Here is a 16,555-nt window from a genome sequence, read left to right as displayed (position 1 = left end):
ACCCTAAGCTTCGTCACATCTAAATCATAGAGCGTGGAAGGACCACCTAGATGACGATTATCATCCTCATTATTGTGGGCATCATCATCGCTGCCGCCGCAGTTTTCGCCTATGCCGCGGCCAAGCCAAACTGGTTCCACATCAAGCGTTCGTTGATCATCAACGCGCCTCCCGAAAAGATCTTTCCGCTCATTAACGACTTAGGGCTCCAGGCCATGTGGTCTCCCTTCGAAAAAGACGCCAACATGCGGCGGAACTTCAGCGGTCCGGCCCAGGGCAAAGGCGCCGCGTATGAGTGGGATGGCAATCGTGCAGCGGGCGCGGGACGCATCGTGATCGCCGATTCCACACCGCCGTCCAAGGTCGTCTTAAATTTACATATATTGCGGCCGTTTAAGGCCCAAAACATTGTTGAATTCACGCTTGCTTCGGAAGGCAGAGCGACACATGTCACCTGGGCGATGAAGGGCCAGCAGCCGTATATGGCGAAGCTCGCCAGCACGTTTATCAATTGCGACAAGATGGTCGGCAAACAGTTTGAAGAAGGATTGGCCAAACTGAACGGCATCGCCGTCTCATAGACGATCAGTGTCTCCGGCCTCGCGTTTTTTTCGCGAGATTACGCATTATCCGGCCAGAGAACGCGACGCGCATCACCGGGATGGGATGGGCAGGCACCATCGTCATGGAGAGTAAGTGGCGGCGTCTGAAGCGAAGAGAATGTCCGGAGGGACGCGTGCTTGCGTTCATGGTAGGCTGGCGCCCGGGATCTTCTCGCCTATCTGACCAGCGCGGGAGTGCCCTGGGCCACTGCAACGAGCGGCCGGATGAAGACCGCGCGACCGGCGCTGGAGGCACTCAATGTCGATCTTGATCGCGTTCCTGTCGTCACGCGCGACCAAGTGCAAAATGCGAAGCCAGATCCCGATCTTTTCCTGGCCGCCGCTGAGCGATTGGGAAGCGATATTCATACAAGCTCGGTCGTTGGCGACAGCGTTTGGGACATGCTGGCGGCCCGCCGTGCTCCGGCTCTCGGTATAGGTCTTCTGTCCGGTGGATATGGACAGGATGAACTCGAACGCGCGAGTGCCTATCGGGTCTATGAGGATCCGGCAGATCTGTTGCGGCATATCGATGAAGTTGGCGGCCGCCGTTGATCCAGCGGCCTAGTCAGGCCACTGCGTCAAAATGCGCGCGATCTCGCGGACTGGATTTTTAAGGTCTGACTTTGCATTGCAGCAAAAATAGAATATTTGGATATTAGGAAGTCTTTATGCGTATGTTTTTGCTCGAAGCGTACAGCCTGCGTCTCCTGGCTGAAGGTCCTTGTAAGCGAAGCAACTCTCATACCGGGCCAACATTTGCGGCGGCAACAAGCTGCAGAACCGCAAAGGTCTGGAGCTCCGTCCGATATCCCGTCAAAAACATCTGGAGTAATATGTGTCCTGGGAACTCTACAGGAACTTGGCCTGGCTTCCCGCGCCCCCGGCCGATTATACAGCGCGCTGCAAGCAATTGCCGGAGCGGGTAACCGGCTTCGGAACGGAAACCAGAGCACTGGCGACACATGCGCTGGACGAACATCAGCTGGCCCGCTTGGGCCGCGCGATCGACGCAGTCCGAGCCAAGGGCGGATCGCTTGCTCCTTTGACGCCCTTCCGGCTTGCGGTGCTTGGAAATGGCACTTTGGACCTCATTGTTCCGGTCCTTGTGGCGACAGCCGCGCGGCATGGAATAGCGCTCGAGTGCGTCAAGGGCGGCTACGACCAATTTCTCCAAGATTCGCTCATGTCTGACTCCGGCATCAACCAAGCCCAGCCGGACGCGGTTTTGCTGGCCTTGGACTACCGGGGCTTGTCGATACAGGCGACACCTGGTGATCCTGCAGCAGCCGAGCGGACGATCAATGCCGCCGCCGGCTTGCTCGATACGCTTCGGTCTGCCATCCGCCAAAACTGCGGGGCTATATGTATTTTGCAAACTCTGGCGCCGCCGCCGGAAAGTTTGTTTGGATCTCTGGACCGGGCGCTCCCAGGAACGGCGCGCAGCTTGGCCGATGCCCTGAACCAGCGCATCGCCGGAATGGTGCTTCAGTCTAACGACATCCTCCTCGATGTCGCGGGAATTGCCGAAACCGTCGGGCTTGCCGAATGGCACTCCCCCGCGCTTTGGAATTTGGCAAAACTCCCCTTTGCCGACGCCTATGTTCCGTTCTATGCCGATCACGTAGCACGCATCATCGCGGCCTTGCGTGGCAAAAGTCGGCGCTGCCTGGTCCTTGATCTCGACAATACCGTCTGGGGCGGAGTTATCGGCGACGACGGGCTCGAAGGCATCAAGCTGGCACAGGGCGACGCGACGGGCGAGGCACATTTGAGTGTCCAGCAGCTCGCGCTGGACCTTCGGGAACGCGGCGTCGTTCTCGCGGTAAGCTCGAAGAACACGGACAGTGTTGCCCGCCAGCCGTTCAACGAACACCCAGACATGCTGCTCAAGGAAAAGCACATCGCGGTCTTCCAGGCGAACTGGGAGGACAAAGCGACCAACATCCGGGCGATCGCGAAAGAATTGGCGCTGGGCCTCGAATCGCTGGTGTTCCTCGACGATAACCCGGTCGAGCGCGGCCTGATCCGCCGCGAATTGCCGGAGGTGGCCGTTCCCGAACTTGACAGCGATCCCGCCAGTTTCGCGCGGACTCTTGCCGCCGCCGGCTATTTCGAGTCGATCCGTTTCTCAGACGAGGACCGCACCCGCGCCGACATGTATCAGGGCAATGCGAGCCGGCTCGCCTTGCAGCAGCAAGTAGGCGACATCGATTCGTATCTGCGCTCGCTCGAAATGCGGATCATCTTCAACCCGTTCGACAAGACGACGCGGGTGCGGGTCGCCCAGCTCATTAACAAGAGCAACCAGTTCAACCTGACGACCCGGCGCTATACAGAGGCCGAAGTGGCGGCGGCCGAGGCCGACCCCGATGCTCTGACCTTGCACGCGCGCTTGATCGACAAATTTGGCGACAATGGTATCATTTCGATTGTCATCTGCCGGGGTACGGAGCCCGCAGTCTGGACGATTGACACTTGGCTCATGAGCTGCCGGGTGCTCGGCCGGGGAGTTGAGAAAATGGTCCTGCGCGAAATTCTTTTCCGCGCCCGTTCCCGCGGCATTCGCCGCCTCATCGGTATCTACCTTCCCACCGAAAAAAACGGCATGGTCCGCGAGCATTATGGCAAGCTTGGTTTCACCTTGGTGAGCGAGGACGCCGGCGGTTCTTCAACATGGGAATTATCGACCGGCGCGGAAGTCGAGGAGGCGCCCATGACGGTCGAACGCGACACAAATCAGATGGCGGAACTCGCTTGAGTGCTTGGTTGCCGACCGCGCCCGCTCGTGCCCGCCACCGGCACAGCAGGGATCACCAGGCGCATTGCTCATGAGCTTCGTCTCTCCCGCTTTCTTCGCCTTCCTTGCGGTCACGGTCTTCGCATTTCACCTCAACGCGTCGGTCGCCTACCGGCGCCTGGTGATGGGCGTCGCCAACGCCGTCTTCATTGCAAGCTATGTCAACAACGTCTCTGAACTGCTGCCGCTATTGGCTTTTCTGCTGCTCGGCTATGCGGGTTTGGAGGCGGTTCGCAGGCGTCAGACGAGTTCGAGCCTGGCGGCCAGCATTGTCGTGGTGCTGGCGGTCTATATCTTCCTCAAACGCTTCACATTCATCGAACCTTTGGCGCGTCTGCCGTTCCCTTATTTGATCGTCGGCCTGTCCTACATCCTCTTCCGGGTGCTGCAAGTCGTGGTAGACGCGCGTTCCGGAAGCCTTCCTGGCCGTATTGGACCGTTCGCGTTTTTCCGCTACACTTGTAACTTCTTGTGCTTCGTGTCAGGGCCCATCCAGCGCTATCAAGATTTTGTCACCATGGATGGGGTCGATGCGGTGAGGCTCGATGCCGACCGGGTCTATGAGGCGTTTTCCCGCATCGTGAAGGGTTATTTTAAATTCGTCGTGATCGCCGCCACTGCGAACTACTTTTTTATGAGCCTCAGCCCGCAACTGTTAGGCGCTGCGCCGCTTGGCCTGTTCAAACTTTCCCTTCTTTATGGCTTCTGCGTTGCGGCGTACACAGCGTATCTTTATTTTAACTTTTCCGGTTACATGGACATCGTGATCGGGATCGGCCTTTTGCTCGGTCAAGTGCTGCCGGAGAACTTCAACCAGCCGTTTACCGCGCGCAGCTTCCTTGAGTTCTGGCAGCGCTGGCACATGACACTGTCGGAATGGTTCAAACTCTATTTGTTCAATCCGTTCCTGATGTTCCTGATGACTCGTTTCTCCGCGCCCGGGTTGACGGCCTATCTTGGCGTCGCCGCCTTCTTCGTCACGTTTCTGGTGATGGGCGTCTGGCATGGGACGACTTTGGTCTTCGTCATCTATGGCTTGCTCATGGGAGCGGGAGCCAGTCTGAACAAGCTTTGGCAGATTGCTTGCGTCGATCGGCTCGGGAAAAAGCACTACCGCACACTAAGCCAGACAATGGCATATGTGTACTTCGCCCGCGGCCTAACATTTGCCTATTTCGCCGTCGCGCTGACATGCCTATGGGTTCCCGAGCTTCCCCAGTATCTCACGTTGAGCAGACGGCTCGGCGGATTTGGGGTGGGGATTGCCTTTGTCCTCCTCACGCTGGGGTTTGCCGCCACCACCCTCATTTTGGACTCCGTCGCGGCGTGGTTCAGCACACGTGGCGGTGGCTTGCGGGCGGTTTCGGAAAGCCTCGTGTACAAGAATATGTCGCTCGCGATCCAGATCCTTGCCATGCTAGCCATCGCGTCGCTGTTTAACGCGCCTCCCGATTTCGTTTACAAGGCGTTTTGACGTGAAACATATCCTGCGTCAGCTCATACTGACTACGCTTTGCTTTGGTTTGCTGTATGGTGTCGTCCTCGGGTTCACATTCCTTGTGATTCCGGACCCTCCCAGAGTCGGCTGGCTGGATCTCGAGACCTCCAGCACAACGCCTTACCGGACCGCAACGAAACACTTTTTTCTGGCGCGCGACGTTCTCGACGTTCCCGATCAGAAAGTGCTTCTCATCGGGGCGTCGAATACACTTGTCGGCTTTACGCAAAGATCCGTGCAGGCGTTGGTTCCCTGCGCCAAGGTCAGCAATCTCGCCATCGGCAGCGCCAACATCACCGAATTGCGCCAGCTGGTTGACCTCGTGCACGATGTGCAAGACGAGGGCGCCCGCCGGTCCAACACGTTCGTCATCGGCATTTGGTTTGGTATGTTCGCCGATACCGAGAAACGCTGGCCTGGGCCGGATAGGCATCACGGTGATACGGATCTTGACGTCGAGCGGTACCGCTACGGCTTTTACCGCCGGACCCCAGCGGGACCGGTCGCTGTGCTTCCGCCGGAGTGGCTGCGGGCTGGTGTTCTCCTTATCCGGCCGTATCTGCTCATGGATAAAATGACGCGCGATGTCACGATCGGGTTCCGTCGCATCGTGCTCGGGCGTCAGCCAAAATTGACCGACGCCCAGCGCGAGACGGCCGTCATGAGCGAGCAAGCCAAGAGCGACGCCCTTATCTATTGGCGGCAGAATATGGGAGAAACGAATGAGATCTCACAGTCACAAGCCGCGGCGCTGCAAGATTTGATCGAAGATCTGCTGCGGTCGGGCGAGAAAGTCGTGCTCGCTGATCTTCCAATTCCAAACTGGCATGGCAGGGCAAGCATCTACCAGCCAGGTTACGCGCAGGCGGTTGAAAATATATTCAACCATTTTTCCGGCCGTCCGAACTTTCAAGGGTTGAAGATGGCTGACCTTGATGGAGACAAGGATTATGTCGACGAGGTGCATCCAAAGCCGCATCTTGCACGCGTCTGGGCATCACGTCTGGCCAGCGTGCTTACCCCCCTGGCCTGCCCGGCGAGGACCGCTACCGATCCGGAGGGCACTCTGCAGAAGCGGTTTGCACCTGCCCCCGACTGACGCAGATGCGGCCAAAATATCTGCAGGCGAGCGCGCTTTGCCAAAGACAAGGAAATCTCACGATGGAAGAAGCACAAATATACGACAAGCTGACGGGCGTGTTCCGCGATGTGTTTGATGAAGAGGATCTCGTCCTTAAGCCTGGAACGACCGCGGACGAGGTCGATGGCTGGGACAGTCTCGCCCACATTCGGCTTGTGCTCGCCGTATCCAAGGCATTTGGGGTGAAATTTTCTGCTTCCGAGATTGGCGGCCTTAAGAACGTCGGCGAATTCGTGGACGTGATCAAGACGAAGACATAACACCAGCAAGCTGGAACAGAGGCATCTCCCAATGGATACCATGCCGGAAGCCCTGTCCGGGCTGACGTTCCATCACTTCGGGCTTGCCGTTGCTGCACCAAACGAAGCGTTCCGTTACCTTCGCGCCCTTGGCTACACGGAGGGGAACACAGCGTTCGATCCCCTGCAAAGGGTCAATTTGGCGATGCGCCACCATTTGGTGATGCCGGATGTGGAGGTCATCTGGCCAGGCGATGGCCCCTCGCCGATCGACAAACTCATCAAGCGCTCAGGCACCATGATCTATCACCTGTGCTATGTCTGTTCCCAGCCGGACGCGGTGATCGCCGCGCTGGAAGCTGCAGGACTCGATACGATCTTGGTTAGCCCGCCTACTCCTGCCGTGCTATTTGGCGGCCGCGAGGTTTCATTCCATATCGTGTCGGGTTTCGGATTGATCGAGTTGCTGGACGCGTCTCCCACGGGCGTCTGATGGCTTCGCTGCTTCATTCTTAGCGGATGACGGGATTCGGCTGAGTCAAATGGTTGATTGGTTATTGTTTTCGTCACATGATTGGCGTAAACTATGTGAGACACCGTCAGGTACCCAGGCACATCCAAGGAGACGATCATGAACTCTTCTGAGACTCTTCCCGAGACGGTCGAAACAGAAACGGATCCCGAGTCCGTGGTGGCCAATGATACGCCGGCCGATCAAGAAATCGACCTCCTCCCTGCCTAATGACCTCGGGCGCGCGACCCGCGCGGCTCCAATCCGATACCGAACGCCACATCGCCGAGATCACCGAGTTGGGTTACACGGTGGTCGAGGATGTGCTTGATCGCGCTGCTGTCGAAACGTTTTTGAGCGATACGCGGAGGCTTCACCGTGAGCTGCCGACAGTCGTTTCCAACTCGACCACGGTCGTCAAAGGCTTCCCACGGCGCGGCCAGGAGCCCCTAAAGGTTGCGGACCACGACTGGGTCCGGGTTGACAATTTGCTGATTCACGGCGAGCGTTACGAGCCGCTTCCCCTGCATCCCAGGCTTCTGCCCGTGGTGGAGGGTGTGCTCGGTCACGATTGCCTGCTATCGTGGTTCATGACGAGCAACCAACTGCCCGGAGCCGTTGCCCAGCGTCTGCATTGCGACGATGAAATGTACCCGCTGCCGAGGCCGCATCAACCTCTTCTCTGCAACGCCCTGATTGCCCTCTGCGACTTCACGGATGCCAATGGCGCCACCCGCGTCGTGCCTGGCTCGCATCGCTGGCAGGCAATGCCCGCGGCGCCATATGCCGAGGGAGAGGCGATCGAGATGGCGGCTGGTTCGGCACTGATTTGGAACGGAAGTTTATGGCACACCGCAGGCGCGAATCACACGGCCGATGAGCGCCCCGCCATCACGATCAACTTCTGTGCCGGCTTCCTCCGCCAGCAAGTGAATCAGCAACTCAGCATCCCACGGGAGTTGGTACGCCGGCTCGATCCTCGCCTGCAAGAGCTTATCGGCTATGGGCTGTTTGCCCGGAAGATGGGCCGGATCGACTGGCGGCCGCCGAAGGACTACCTCGATACCGATGAGCATCCTTTCCTACCGATGTTGCGCGCGACCGGCCGTCTTCCGGACACGCGCGCCTAGCACGCGGTCTTTCTTGAGAGGAGGCATGCCACGCGGGAGCGCGAGCCCAGCCCCCAGCGCGAGTAAGGTGAGACCAGCGGCAACGGCGATTGTCGCTTGGGCACCGGCCGCGTAGGCCTCACCGACGGCTACCACACTCGGTTGCTCATCAGATGGTGTTACTGTTTGCTTCTTCCGGTTGATATCTAGCCGATGATAGACATAGAGCACTTTTGGCGAGTCATTGATTATATGTTCTGGCGATACGCGCTGGCTCATGGTCGCCGCGGGACCATTACGCGACATCGAGACCCCGGTGAAGACCGCCGTCAGCGCGGCGGCGGCGAGCGCGCCAGCCAGCAGCCGCATTGAGCTTTGCAAGCCGCCAGCCATGGCAGAGGCTGGTTCAGGAACGTCCCGGAAAATCACGTTTACCAGCGTGGCGTAGGCGGTGCCCCAGGCAATGCCATAGACCGCGAGTACCCCTGCCATCGCTACACCGGAACCACCGGGTGTAAACATCGGCATCAGCGCCAGGAGAGACACCGGCAGCACGCTGATCGCAGCCACCGCAACGCTCCGCTCGTCAAAGCGCCGGCAGGCCCGCTCGGCAAGCGCACCGCCGAACCCAATTCCCAGCCCATAGGACGCAAGCACCAGACCTACCGCTATCGGATCATAGCCAAACACGAAGCCCGTGAAGAGGGGAAGCACAAGCTGGAAGCCGATATCGCCGCAGGAAATCAGTGCCGCGGCTATGGTGCCGACGCGAAAACTCCGGTGGCTGAAAAGCGCCAACGATGCGATAACGTCGCGGCCTGCTCGAGCCCGCGCGCGTTCGACCCCCACGAAGCAGCACAGCCAACCCGCCGTGGCCGCAAGGAGGATCGCCGATGTCGTGGCCCCAAGCCGGTCCCCCCGGTCAGCCACGACGACGAGGCTGCCCCCGGCAAGCGCTAGCAAAACAGTTCCCGTGATGTCGAATCCCCTCCCCGGGCGCCTTTCGCTCTCAGGCAATCCCAGCCGGACGCCCACGGCAGCGAGTGCGGCCAGCGGCACACCGCCCAAAAATGCCCAACGCCATGAGAGAGTGACGGCCAATGTTCCTCCGATAAGGGGGCCGAGGCCTGCCGCGACGCCAATTGCCGTGGCCCATAAACCCAAAGCCCTGTGCCGGCCAGGCCGTTGCGGTGGAAACAGGCTGTTTAACAGGCCAAGCCCTGATGGGAGTACAGTTGCGAGAGAAAGGCCGAGTAGGACTCGGCCGGCCAGCAGCGGCCAAAAGCTCCAGGCGAGGCCTGTCAGGACGCTCCCGGCCGCATAGATCGCCAGTCCAGCGAGCAAAAGCCGCCGCCGGCCCATCCGATCGGCTAGCCTTCCCCCGGGGATCATGAAGGCGGCGGCCATGGCGAGGTAGCTCGTCATCGCAGCACCGACATCTTCAACCGTGAGATTAAGATCGCGGATGAGGTCGGGGACGACGCAGTCGGCGACGGTGTAATCGATAATTACAAGGACGACCGCCAGTAGCAAAAACGCGTAGCCGGTCCAGACCTGTACCGCGATGGGACTGCTTGACTGTGTCACCTAAACCCATCCTCGAAACGTGCCGGCTCGCGGCGATCGTAACCTGCGGCAACACGCGCAACCGACAATTTGAGATCACTTTACAAACGTGCGCGCTAGGTGTTCAGCCCGGCGAAGGGTGCGCGTTCGCACAGAAGCTCCGGCCCTCTCCGTCTATCACAACACTATAGCGGAAGAACGCGTGAACCTGATAAGAGGGAGGGATCAATGGTTTCGGCGATGCCTGAAATTGGCGGTTTTGAGACGCGGATATTTAGAAGCGACGAAGGTGGCGGCTACATCGCCGTCGCGCCCGATTTGCCTGGGTGCTCCGCGTCCGGCAAAACGTGGCCAGAGGCGTTAACTGAACTTCAAGGCGCAATGACTGCTTGGATTATAGCGGCGCGTACCGCGGGCAGTGCCACGGCATTGGACCCCCACTGAGACTCTCGAACGCCCTCAATGCTGTCATCGGTGCCTTAAGGGTTACCCTCTCCCCTCTGCGCGAACCCGCAGTGGCGTGAAAAGAATATTATCACGGGGGGACAGACGGTATTGCGTCAACACCCGGCATTCGTTATGTTTCGCAAATGACAGACGGGTGATTGAAGCCCGTTTGTCTTCGGCGATGGAGTTCGCTGGCACTGCCCCATTAAGCTGATGACTCCTACGGTTGCTTCGCTCGGTTCGCCGGGGCTGGAGATTCGTAGGATGTCCACTTGGGCAGATTATTCGGCAGCATGTGCTCCGATGTCCAACTCCTCCCATGTCCCCTGGCCCGATGATCACGCGCTAAGCAGCCTCAAAGCAAAGGCCGGAGGTTCGTATGCTCGATCGGATTGGCGACAACTTTCTTCCGGCGTCCACAGCAGTGATTGAAGGCGTCGCTAGCCGACTGAAGGGAATCCTTCAGTCGAGACAGGGCTCTGTCCCGGTCAGCTCGCTACGGTTGCCGAGCAAACCATCAATGAGAACAAACTTGTCGGTGAAGTGATCGCGATTCGCGACAGCACATTGCCAATGGTGTTTACCTCGCGATGCTAAAGTCAAACGAGAGGAGACGTGATGAACCAAGATACTGGGCAGAAGTCAGCAATATATCCACAAGATAAAACAACGCCTATCCTATCCCAAGAGGAAATTTTAAAAGCCGAAATCGCGGAGAAGGACAGGCGTGCGGCTGCCGTGTTTTGGTGGATTCTAATGGCTATGCGGGCGGTCATTCCTCTATATGTGATCTATGCAATCTATCTCTATTGGACTTTGCCGACCAGCGCGTATTTGTCAGGAGGCTATTAAAGCTTTAGTCGCAACGCAATGAGTTCTTCTTAGAGCGGGTTTCGACGTGAAGAAATAATCCCGCGTGATGTAGCCGATTTGGGCGGCACCACGCGGGATTTGGGGAAATGACGGACGGCGCTCGGCGGCTATCAAAGGACATCGTTCGCGGTTGCTCATCCGACGGTCTTCACGCCAATTCGGAAGCGGCGGTTCTCTTTCCCAAATTGTTATGTCGTATGGCTGGCGGAAGAGGTGGGATTCGAACCCACGGTAGGCTTGCACCCACGGCGGTTTTCAAGACCGCTGCCTTAAACCACTCGGCCACCCTTCCAAGACATAGCCCTGAGCGTTTCCGAAATCTAGGATTTGCCGTCTTCTAAACCGCCGACATGCTTTTGGCTGTAAAGTTGGACGCCCAGCTGTTTGATCAGCTCCAGTTGTGTTTCCAAAAAGTCGATGTGATGCTCCTCGTCGATGAGGAGATCGTCGTAGAGTTCCTTCGAAACGCGGTCATGAACCGTGATGCAATATTCAGCCGCTTCCGTGTAAAGAGCACGCGCCGAAGTTTCGGCCGCGAGGTCGCAGCGGATAATTTCTTCCACAGTTTGCCCAATGCGCAGCGGGTCGAGGACCTGGAGGTTGGGAAAGCCTTCGAGAAACAGAATCCGCGCGATGAGCTTGTCGGCGTGCTGCATTTCCTCGATGGATTCTTCGCGCCACCGCTTTGCTAATTCCTTGAATCCCCAATTGTCGAAGATGCGATAATGCAGCCAATATTGATTGATGGAAGTCAGCTCGCTGCGCAGGCTGCGATTGAGATAGTCGAGTACTCTGTCGTCGCCTCTCATAGTGCCGAGCTCCTTACATTAGGCTTTTATGGCGGCCAAGCCGGATTTCCCGGCCAACGGTACGTATCAAAACCCTGCGGTGGCCAGAAACCAGCTACCAGCACAGCACTATAGCCGGTTAAGCGCCGCACGAAAGTTCGCTGGCAGAAGTGAGGTCTGCCAACGACCCATGAGGCTCCTTCGCTCATGGTCGATATTTCAATCTATCGCAAGGGTTTTTCGTAAGAAATCTTGGCGCTCAAACAGGCCATTTCCGCCGAATTGCGGCAGAGACCACCACCGCAACCTAAGCGACATTCAATTCGCGGCTTGTCCTGCATGGCATTTCAGCTGGAGATGTCTCCGCCGCCAATGTCTCGTTGATGATGTTTCTCAGGGTTGCGATGCAGCGCCCGCAACTTGGACTGCAGCCAAGACATTTGTAGACGGCGCCCGGGGTGCGTGGGCAAGTCCCGCTGTTGACGATATCCTTGATATTTGTGTCGGTCAGGACATTGCAAGAACAAACGATCATTGAGGCACCGGTGCCGAGGCGAAAGACGCATTTGCAAGGTAAGATTTCTAACGCACTGTTGAATAGTTCACAAGTTGAGAGTCGAAGATTACAAAGATTCCAAAACAAATTCGAGAGACTTAGCAGTTTAGATTCGCTCCAAAATACTCATGGAACAAAGCTGAGTCCTGACCCCTTTTCAACGTTACGACGGGCTGATAGGCCTGACCGCGTCGCCCCAGCAATATGGCGCGTGGCAACCCTACCCGCAAGATTCGAGCTACTCGTGAGCATATGAGAAACCATTTTTTTCAACGAGTCCGTGATTCATCGCACGGTCGGGAAACCGCGGCATTTCTCGAAACACCGGATGGCTGCGGCTTAAGCTACACCAATATGGAAGCGCTGACCGCGCGCTATGCTTCGGCGCTGGTCAAACTTGGCGTTAAGCCTGGCGACCGGGTCGCTGCGCAGGTCGAGAAATCGCCCGAAGCACTCATGCTCTATCTCGGCACGCTCCGCGCCGGTGCGATTTTTCTGCCTCTCAACACCGCCTATACGAGTGCCGAACTCGACTATTTTCTTGCTGACGCCGAGCCCAAGATTCTTGTGTGCGACCCCACACGCCGCGACAGCTTGGCGCCGGCCACGGCTCAGGCTTGTGTGCAATCGCTGGAAACGCTTGCCGCCGATGGCACGGGTTCGCTTCCCGAACTTTGCGCGGCCTGCGGAGCCGACTTCAGCGATATCCCGCGCGGGGCAGACGATCTTGCCGCCATCCTTTACACGTCCGGCACCACGGGCCGTTCGAAGGGCGCCATGCTGACCCATGGCAATCTCGCCTCGAACGCCGCAGCGCTTGCCACACTGTGGCGCTTCTCCCCAGCCGATGTGCTGCTGCACGCCCTGCCCATTTATCACACGCATGGGCTTTTCGTGGCCGTCAACACCGTGCTTTTCAGCGGTGGCAAAATCCTCTTCATGCCGAAATTCGATCCCAGCCTATGCTTGGCGCTGATGCCGCGCGCGACCGCGATGATGGGCGTTCCAACCTTCTATACAAGGTTGCTTAGCGACAACAATCTTTCGCGCGAGACGACGGCGCATATGCGGCTTTTCGTTTCCGGCTCCGCGCCCTTGCTCGAAGAGACCCACCGCGCTTGGTTGGAACGGACCGGGCACGCCATTCTCGAACGTTACGGTATGACCGAAACCAATATGATCACGTCCAATCCCTACGATGGCGAGCGCAGGGCTGGCACCGTCGGCTTTCCGTTGCCTGACGTGGCGCTGCGAATCGCCGATCCGGAAAGCGGACATGTTTTGGACGGAGGACAAACCGGAGTCCTCGAGGTCAAGGGACCAAACGTCTTTAAGGGCTATTGGCACAATCCCGAGAAGACTGCGCAAGAATTCCGGAGCGACGGTTTTTTTATCACCGGCGATCTCGGCCGGATCGATGCGGAAGGCTATGTGCAGATCGTCGGCCGCGCCAAGGATTTGATCATCTCGGGAGGGTTCAACATCTATCCCAAGGAAGTCGAGAGCGAAATCGACGCTCTCGCTGGCGTGATCGAAAGCGCCGTTGTTGGGCTTCCGCATGAAGATTTCGGCGAGGCGGTCGCGGCCTTCGTCGTGCTTCACCCCGGTGCCTCTCTCGACGAACCTATGGTTCGGGACGCGCTGGCCAAAAGACTCGCCAAATTCAAATTGCCGAAGCGCGTGGTCTTTGTCGAAGAGCTGCCACGCAATGCCATGGGAAAAGTGCAAAAGAATGTGTTGCGCGAGACATATGGGAGCCTTCACCCTAGTTGAGACCAGGGCCGGGCGACAGTTCCCCTGGTGCCCGGCCGCATATCAATCAAGTCGATCGTTGGTTTGCCGAGCTCACTCGGAAGCTCCCATATCTCGACGAAGAAGTTAAAAACAGACATCCATGACTAGTGTAAGCCGTAGATCGTCAGATACCCCTTTGTTCCGACATAGACATGCCCCGCGGCAACCATGGGCGTCAGAAACGCGTGCGGAAAGGCTCTCGGCAGCGCATTGGCCCCTGTCCCGCTGTTGAAGAACATCATTGCGAGGCTTCCTGCATTCAAAGCCAGCAGCACATTCGCCCCGGGATCGAGCGCCCAAACGAGCCCGTTCGAGGCGCCGTTGGCGGAGATCTGTGGAGTGGAACCGGGCTTGGAGAAGCGATAAGTTCCGACGGAAACAGGGGTTCCGCTCATCCTGCCGTTGTTAATGGAAAAGGCCTTGGCAAAATCGCCGGTCGCGGCACCGTAGGCATCCGCGACATAGTACATCACAGGACTGGGGTTCGACAGGGAATAAAAAGCCGGCGTACTCCACATGCCTTGAATCTGGCCGGTGACTTTTTGCACAACGTTATCCGCAATTGAACTAAAGCCTCCCATATTGTTCCGGTCGATGAGCCAAATCTCCCCCTCCTTGGAGGACATGACCAGAAGATTTGGATGCGCGGTGCTTCCAACTTCGGGCGGCAAAAGTACTGGCGAACTTGACCCCACATCAAGGTCCTTCGGTCCCTGCCGGTAACTCTGATCAGCCGGCGTAAAATAATCGGCGACGTGAAGGCCCCAGCCATTGGGGTTGTCCCCATGGGATTGGTCCACGTCAGAGTCGGGGCGAAGCTTGATCACCGAATCTCCGAAGTCCATTCCGCTGGGAGCTTTCAAATTGGAGACATTCGTCGTCAAGCGGCCATTGTACGGAACCGTAGCGAGGGTTTGCTCAAAAGACCCATTGCCAGTCGCAATATACATATCCCCGAGAGCGTCCACGGCAATACCGCCGCCGGACATCCATATGCCGCCAGCACCATTGCCGCCGTCTGCGTAGCCGCCACTGTTGCCGTTCGGGGTCGAGCACCAGACGGCAGCCTGGCTCAGATCGCCGGAGGCATTCTTGACCGAATTGTAGCCGACGATCCAGCCATTATAAGGCCCAAGGTCGCCGCCGGCTGCAAAGGAAGCGTAGACGACGTTATTGATTGGATTGAGCACCAGATTCCGGGAGAGCAGATTGCCATTGAACATCCTTCCCGACGCAATGGATGGCCCGCTTATATAGGTGGTCCAACCGCCGATTTTTCCAATGACTGCGGGAGCGGCATATGGCGTGCCGTCGGCAAGATTGAGGGCAAAAAGCGCATAAATGGAGACGCTGCCCGAATAGCCATGAACCAGAACATACATGGCGTTTGTGAGAGCGCTTAGGACGGGCGTGGAGTAAACGTCCAAGACGGCAGTCGCACCGGGAGGGACAAGGCTGGAGGTCCATAGGACGGCACCAGAATAAGCGTCGATCGCATAGGCCACGCCGTTGCCAGTCACGGTGAAAACCGTGTCATGTGTTCCCTTACCAGGGATGTTCACACCACTTTGGAACAATGGCTGGGTATAAACATCTCCGGAGAGAGGCACGCTCACGATTTTACCAAAACTTGCGCTGCTCACATTTGTCGGCGTGAGTATCGTTTCTTTCAGGTTCTGACCGTCATTCGCGAGAGTGGCGTGATGGGTCGGAATGCTTAGTGAGCCAGACGATGTGCCATTCGGAGCGTCAAAGAATATCCCGCTGATCACTGCGTTGAAAGCGCCGGTTCTGATGATCTCGTATTTGACGTGACCTTGTACATTCCAAACGAGATATTCGCCGTTATGGAAGGCTGCGCCGGCAGCAAGAGTCCGGCTGTCCAAAATGGCGTTGGTCGAGGCATCGCGCACGTTGATTGTCTGCGAGCGTATGGACCAATCGAAATCAAGGTTATAGAGTGCGATTTGGTGAGTATTGCCGTCTGTTAAGTTGACGTCGATAAAGAAACTGTTGGGCGCGTACCATGTACTGGCGATCCTGCCGCTTGGGTTTTCAGGCCTCTGCAAGGCGGCGGTGCCCGCGGGAGAAGCCGACCATACATAGTTGGAGGCTCCGCTGAGGTTGATCTGGGCATAGGCAGCGGTTTTGACAGTGGTGTCCTGGCTCACATTGTACCCGTCGGCGCCGTAGTGCCCGATCCAATTGCCTACTGTGGACGTGTCTACCTTGACAAAGCTGGCGCTATTTGCGGCCAGTGCGGCAGTTGACGGTATCGCGATTAAACCAATCCAAGCCGTCGCGAGTATTGAGGCACGCTTCGAGTTTCTCATGAGAGTTAACCTCGTGCACAGTTAAAGCTTCGTGATCAATTTGGCATAGTTTTAGGTTAACAGTTTGAACGTAAGCTTTACTAATTGGCGGCTAAGCCATTGTTTTAAAAACAATAACACTATGATTTATATATTATGATAATGATAAATATTTATCAATAATTATTATTGCCTGCGATAGGCACGCAATGGGAGCGCGGGTTGCCGTGCCGTTGATGATCGACGCGACCCAGCTAAAAGCGCATTAGGCTCAAAGACTGGCGGCGCCTCCACACGCGTTATCTCCGTACAGGCAAAT

At 57.4% G+C, this 16,555-nt stretch carries 13 protein-coding genes, 1 tRNA gene, 1 pseudogene and 1 riboswitch; of the genes and pseudogenes, 10 read left to right on the top strand and 5 right to left on the bottom strand.

Going from position 1 to position 16,555, the window contains the following annotated elements; genetic code table 11:
* Window positions 1-50 precede the first annotated feature (50 nt).
* The 8 genes and pseudogenes from QEV83_RS00625 (at window position 51) to QEV83_RS00590 (ending at window position 7,921) form a co-directional block, all read left to right on the top strand.
* Window positions 51-581 carry an SRPBCC family protein gene (locus tag QEV83_RS00625; protein ID WP_280129390.1) on the top strand — a complete coding sequence of 177 codons (531 nt, stop codon included), beginning with the start codon at window positions 51-53 and terminating at the stop codon, window positions 579-581.
* Window positions 582-758: 177 nt separating this feature from the next.
* Window positions 759-1,157, top strand: a pseudogene (locus QEV83_RS00620) (HAD family hydrolase); the annotation flags it as partial.
* Between the two features lie 283 nt (window positions 1,158-1,440).
* Window positions 1,441-3,363 (top strand): HAD-IIIC family phosphatase, encoded by a 1,923-nt coding sequence (locus QEV83_RS00615; RefSeq protein WP_280129389.1) that lies wholly within the window; start codon window positions 1,441-1,443, stop codon window positions 3,361-3,363.
* A 70-nt stretch (window positions 3,364-3,433) separates the two neighbouring features.
* Window positions 3,434-4,876, top strand: coding sequence for an MBOAT family O-acyltransferase (locus QEV83_RS00610; protein WP_280129388.1), 1,443 nt, complete (start codon window positions 3,434-3,436; stop codon window positions 4,874-4,876).
* A gap of 1 nt (window position 4,877) precedes the next feature.
* Complete coding sequence (locus QEV83_RS00605) at window positions 4,878-5,999, top strand: hypothetical protein (RefSeq protein WP_280129387.1); 1,122 nt, start codon at window positions 4,878-4,880, stop codon at window positions 5,997-5,999.
* 62 nt (window positions 6,000-6,061) lie between these two features.
* Complete coding sequence (locus QEV83_RS00600; RefSeq protein WP_280129386.1) at window positions 6,062-6,301, top strand: acyl carrier protein; 240 nt, start codon at window positions 6,062-6,064, stop codon at window positions 6,299-6,301.
* A gap of 31 nt (window positions 6,302-6,332) precedes the next feature.
* Complete coding sequence (locus QEV83_RS00595) at window positions 6,333-6,773, top strand: VOC family protein (protein ID WP_280129385.1); 441 nt, start codon at window positions 6,333-6,335, stop codon at window positions 6,771-6,773.
* Between the two features lie 248 nt (window positions 6,774-7,021).
* Window positions 7,022-7,921: a phytanoyl-CoA dioxygenase family protein gene (locus QEV83_RS00590; RefSeq protein ID WP_280129384.1), complete on the top strand. Its 900-nt coding sequence runs from the start codon at window positions 7,022-7,024 to the stop codon at window positions 7,919-7,921.
* Here QEV83_RS00590 and QEV83_RS00585 read toward each other — a convergent pair.
* A complete protein-coding gene (locus QEV83_RS00585; RefSeq protein ID WP_280129383.1) occupies window positions 7,874-9,487 on the bottom strand; it encodes an MFS transporter in 1,614 nt (537 codons plus the stop codon). The genes QEV83_RS00590 and QEV83_RS00585 overlap by 48 nt on opposite strands.
* Window positions 9,488-10,081: 594 nt before the next feature.
* Window positions 10,082-10,143: riboswitch (Fluoride riboswitch) on the top strand.
* Between the two features lie 388 nt (window positions 10,144-10,531).
* Here QEV83_RS00585 and QEV83_RS00580 point away from each other — a divergent pair.
* A complete protein-coding gene (locus QEV83_RS00580; protein WP_280129382.1) occupies window positions 10,532-10,765 on the top strand; it encodes a hypothetical protein in 234 nt (77 codons plus the stop codon).
* Window positions 10,766-10,988: 223 nt separating this feature from the next.
* Here QEV83_RS00580 and QEV83_RS00575 read toward each other — a convergent pair.
* The 3 genes from QEV83_RS00575 to QEV83_RS00565 all read right to left on the bottom strand — a co-directional run bounded on the left by QEV83_RS00575 (window position 10,989) and on the right by QEV83_RS00565 (window position 12,109).
* Window positions 10,989-11,078: transfer RNA gene (locus QEV83_RS00575), tRNA-Ser, on the bottom strand.
* A 28-nt stretch (window positions 11,079-11,106) separates the two neighbouring features.
* The gene (gene bfr / locus QEV83_RS00570) at window positions 11,107-11,595 is read right to left on the bottom strand and encodes a bacterioferritin (RefSeq protein WP_280129381.1); all 489 of its coding nucleotides are present in this window, start codon (window positions 11,593-11,595) and stop codon (window positions 11,107-11,109) included.
* A gap of 286 nt (window positions 11,596-11,881) precedes the next feature.
* On the bottom strand, window positions 11,882-12,109 hold the full coding sequence (locus QEV83_RS00565; protein WP_280129380.1) for a (2Fe-2S)-binding protein: 228 nt from the start codon (window positions 12,107-12,109) through the stop codon (window positions 11,882-11,884).
* Window positions 12,110-12,382: 273 nt separating this feature from the next.
* Here QEV83_RS00565 and QEV83_RS00560 point away from each other — a divergent pair, with 273 nt between their 5' ends.
* Window positions 12,383-13,903 carry a malonyl-CoA synthase gene (locus QEV83_RS00560; protein WP_280129379.1) on the top strand — a complete coding sequence of 507 codons (1,521 nt, stop codon included), beginning with the start codon at window positions 12,383-12,385 and terminating at the stop codon, window positions 13,901-13,903.
* 125 nt (window positions 13,904-14,028) lie between these two features.
* Here QEV83_RS00560 and QEV83_RS00555 read toward each other — a convergent pair whose 3' ends face one another.
* A complete protein-coding gene (locus QEV83_RS00555; RefSeq protein ID WP_280129378.1) occupies window positions 14,029-16,257 on the bottom strand; it encodes a hypothetical protein in 2,229 nt (742 codons plus the stop codon).
* Window positions 16,258-16,555: the final 298 nt, after the last annotated feature.

This window comes from Methylocapsa sp. D3K7 (genome assembly GCF_029855125.1).
GTDB lineage: Bacteria > Pseudomonadota > Alphaproteobacteria > Rhizobiales > Beijerinckiaceae > Methylocapsa.
Note: the sequence above shows the minus strand (reverse complement) of the source record. Positions and strands in the feature narration are given on the sequence as shown.

Bases quoted from the DNA above. Each gene is read 5' to 3' on its own strand.
- QEV83_RS00625 (WP_280129390.1), top strand. From the start codon at position 51: ATGACGATTATCATCCTCATTATTGTGGGCATCATCATCGCTGCCGCC.
- QEV83_RS00610 (WP_280129388.1), top strand. From the start codon at position 3,434: ATGAGCTTCGTCTCTCCCGCTTTCTTCGCCTTCCTTGCGGTCACGGTC.
- QEV83_RS00600 (WP_280129386.1), top strand. From the start codon at position 6,062: ATGGAAGAAGCACAAATATACGACAAGCTGACGGGCGTGTTCCGCGAT.
- QEV83_RS00595 (WP_280129385.1), top strand. From the start codon at position 6,333: ATGGATACCATGCCGGAAGCCCTGTCCGGGCTGACGTTCCATCACTTC.
- QEV83_RS00590 (WP_280129384.1), top strand. From the start codon at position 7,022: ATGACCTCGGGCGCGCGACCCGCGCGGCTCCAATCCGATACCGAACGC.
- QEV83_RS00580 (WP_280129382.1), top strand. From the start codon at position 10,532: ATGAACCAAGATACTGGGCAGAAGTCAGCAATATATCCACAAGATAAA.
- bfr (WP_280129381.1), bottom strand. From the start codon at position 11,595: ATGAGAGGCGACGACAGAGTACTCGACTATCTCAATCGCAGCCTGCGC.
- QEV83_RS00565 (WP_280129380.1), bottom strand. From the start codon at position 12,109: ATGATCGTTTGTTCTTGCAATGTCCTGACCGACACAAATATCAAGGAT.
- QEV83_RS00560 (WP_280129379.1), top strand. From the start codon at position 12,383: ATGAGAAACCATTTTTTTCAACGAGTCCGTGATTCATCGCACGGTCGG.
- QEV83_RS00555 (WP_280129378.1), bottom strand. From the start codon at position 16,257: ATGAGAAACTCGAAGCGTGCCTCAATACTCGCGACGGCTTGGATTGGT.